Origin of the sequence: Enterobacter sp. C6 (assembly GCF_008122455.1) — a bacterium.
GTDB classification, from domain to species: domain Bacteria; phylum Pseudomonadota; class Gammaproteobacteria; order Enterobacterales; family Enterobacteriaceae; genus Enterobacter; species Enterobacter pseudoroggenkampii.
In genome coordinates, this window is sequence record NZ_QPFW01000061.1 from 1 (window position 1) to 2,678 (window position 2,678).

Annotated in this window: 3 protein-coding genes; all 3 read right to left on the minus strand. The window is 61.3% G+C overall.

Features of this window, described 5'->3' with window-relative positions:
• Nucleotides 1–1,158: LVIVD repeat-containing protein (locus DOU50_RS00485; RefSeq protein ID WP_148768489.1), on the minus strand; the 1,158-nt coding region annotated here is incomplete at its 3' end.
• 83 nt (nucleotides 1,159–1,241) lie between these two features.
• On the minus strand, nucleotides 1,242–2,306 hold the full coding sequence (locus DOU50_RS00490; protein WP_039265942.1) for a sugar ABC transporter substrate-binding protein: 1,065 nt from the start codon (nucleotides 2,304–2,306) through the stop codon (nucleotides 1,242–1,244).
• A 19-nt stretch (nucleotides 2,307–2,325) separates the two neighbouring features.
• Nucleotides 2,326–2,678, minus strand: a 353-nt coding sequence (locus DOU50_RS00495; protein ID WP_416202935.1) for an ABC transporter permease, incomplete at its 5' end; no start/stop codon positions are given.

The following is a 2,678-nucleotide window of genomic DNA, read 5'->3' on the forward strand; positions in this document are numbered from 1 at the left end:
CGACTGGATCACCTGCGGGCGATTCGGGCGGGTATCCATCATTTTCGCCGGCGCGGCAGGCACCAGCGCACCCGTTTCAACCGGACGATACGGATTGGAAATGTCATACGCGCGCACGCCCGCATTCTGATACGTGGCAAAAATCAGCGTGGAGCTGACAAAGCTCCCCGGCCGGTTCTCGTGCAGATTATGCGGCCCGAAATGCGCCCCTTTCGCCACGTAGTCAGTTTCGTCCGGCTGTGGGAAGGTAGAGATGCTTACCGGGTTCGACGGCTCGCGGATATCAAACAGCCAGATCAGCTTCTCCCCGTCCTCCTGGTTGTCGAGCACCGCTTCATCCAGCACCACCAGCAGATCGCGGTCCGGCAGCGGCAGCGCGGTGTGCGTGCCGCCGCCAAACGGCGGACTCCAGTTACGGTGGCTAATGAGCTTAGGCCGGGTACGATCCTTCACGTCCAGCAGCGTCAGGCCGCCGTCGCGCCAGCTGCCGTACGCGGTATCGCCGGCAATAATCGCATGGTGGAGCGCGTAGCGTTTCCCTTCCGGCCAGTTCGGCTGTTCGCCTTCGGCCTGGTTCATCCCCGGCAGCCACCAGCGCCCTGCCACCTCAGGCTTACGCGGGTCGGCCAGATCGATCGTCAGAAAGATGTAGTCAGTAAAACCGTCGATCAGCGCCGACACGTACGCCCAGCGGCCACCGACGTACCAGATGCGGTGAATGCCGATTCCGCTCAGCGACAGAAAGCCGATTTCGCGCGGCCTGTCCGGCGTGGAGATATCAAACACGCGCAGCCCGGCGCTCCAGCCTTTGTCCTGCAAATCGCGGACGGTCTCCCCCACCTGCCGGGTGTAGTAGACCTTTTCGTCGGCAAAGCGGGCATCGGCAAACAGATCACGGGCGTTGATGACCAGCAGCAGGTCATCATGCGCCTGCAGATGCACGTTCCAGGTGCCGGGCGGCGCGGGCACGTAGCCCACCGCTTTCGGGTTTTTCGGGTCGCGCACGTCGACAATCGAAAAGCCCTGCGACACCATATGGCCGATCCAGGCGAAACCGCGGTGCACCATCAGCTGCACGCCGTCCGAGCGACCGCCCTGATCGCTATGACCAATCAGCCGCATGTTGCGGCTGTATTCGGGTTGAGGTAATGCAGACATAGTTGAGTCCTTTCGCCGGATGGCGGCTTCGTCTTATCCGGCCTACAACACCGTAGGCCCGGTAAGCGAAGCGCCACCGGGCATTATTTTGACCTGGCTTCCAGCGTCGCAAACCACGGCGCGATAAAATCTTCCGTCTGGCCCCAGCCCGGAATGATTTTCCCCAGCGACGCCACATTCACCGCACCCGGCTGGGCGGTCAGCAGCGCCTGCGGAATAGCGGCCGCCTTAAAATCGTAGGTCGCAGGCGTGGCTTCCCCGGCAATTTTGTTCGCCACCAGACGCACGTTGGTCGCCCCAATCAGCTTCGGATCCACCGCCACGCTCACCTTCCACGGGCTGCCCGGCTCGCGCATCAGCTGCAAATCCTGGTTGGAGATGTCGATGCTGTAGAGTTTGATCTCGGTGCGGCCGTTCTCTTTCAGCGCTTTGTAGGCGCCCTGGCTGAAGGCGTCCCAGGTTCCCCAGATGGCGTCGATTTTACCTTTCGGGTATTTCGCCAGAATCGCACCCACCTTGTTGGCGGTGTCGCCCTGCACGTCAGAGGAGACCGCGCCGATAGACTCCAGCTCTTTGATGTCCGGGTACTGTTTTTGCAACTCTTTATACGCCGCCTGACGACGCTCCATCGGCGGGAAGCCCGCCACCCACAGCTTGACGATATTGGCCTTGCCGTTGAAATCTTTCGCCAGCTGGCCGAAGGAGAGGTTCGTCAGGGAGGCATCGTCCTGCTGGGTGACGGTCACGCCCGGGATCTCGCCGTTAACCGCCGTATCAAAGACGGCGACTTTGATCCCGGCGTCCACCGCCTTTTTCACCAGCGCGGTGGAGTACGGATCGCGGCCCTGAGAAAGGATAATCCCGTCGTACTTCTGGCTGATGGCCTGGTTCACGAAGTCCTGGAATTTGGCGTCGTCCCCGTTGCTTAAAAAGGTGCTGACCTTAAAGCCAAGCTTCTTCCCTTCCTGAATGGCCCCGGCAATAAACTGCGTGGTGTTGTCGTCTGAGCCGAGGTTACGGATCACCGCGATGCGGATCGGGCCGTCATGATTGGCAATGGCCGCCGGAAGCGGTGCGGGCGTGGCCGCGAAGCCAGGCAGAGCGGTGAATAACCCTAATGCCACCAAAGAGAGTGCAATCTTTTTCATTTTTTATCCCGTTGTGTTGTCAGCGTTTTTGTATGTACGTAATCGCCAGCGCTACCGCGAGCACCAGCCCTTTTATAATGTCCATGGCGTAATACGGCACGGAGAGCATCACCAGCCCGTTCGACAGCACGCCGAGAATAACCGCCCCGACCAGGGTCCCCAGCGCATTCGGCTTGCCGGACCCGGCCAGCGAGAAGCCGATCCACGCCGCCGCCACCGCATCCATCAGGTAACCGCCGCCCGCGTTTACCTGCGACGAGCCAATGCGCGAGGCCAGCATAATCCCGCCCAGGCCCGCCAAGAGGGAGGCAATCACGTAGGCCGCCACCTTGTAGCGGGTGGTGCGAATCCCCGAGAGGCGCGCCGCTTCCG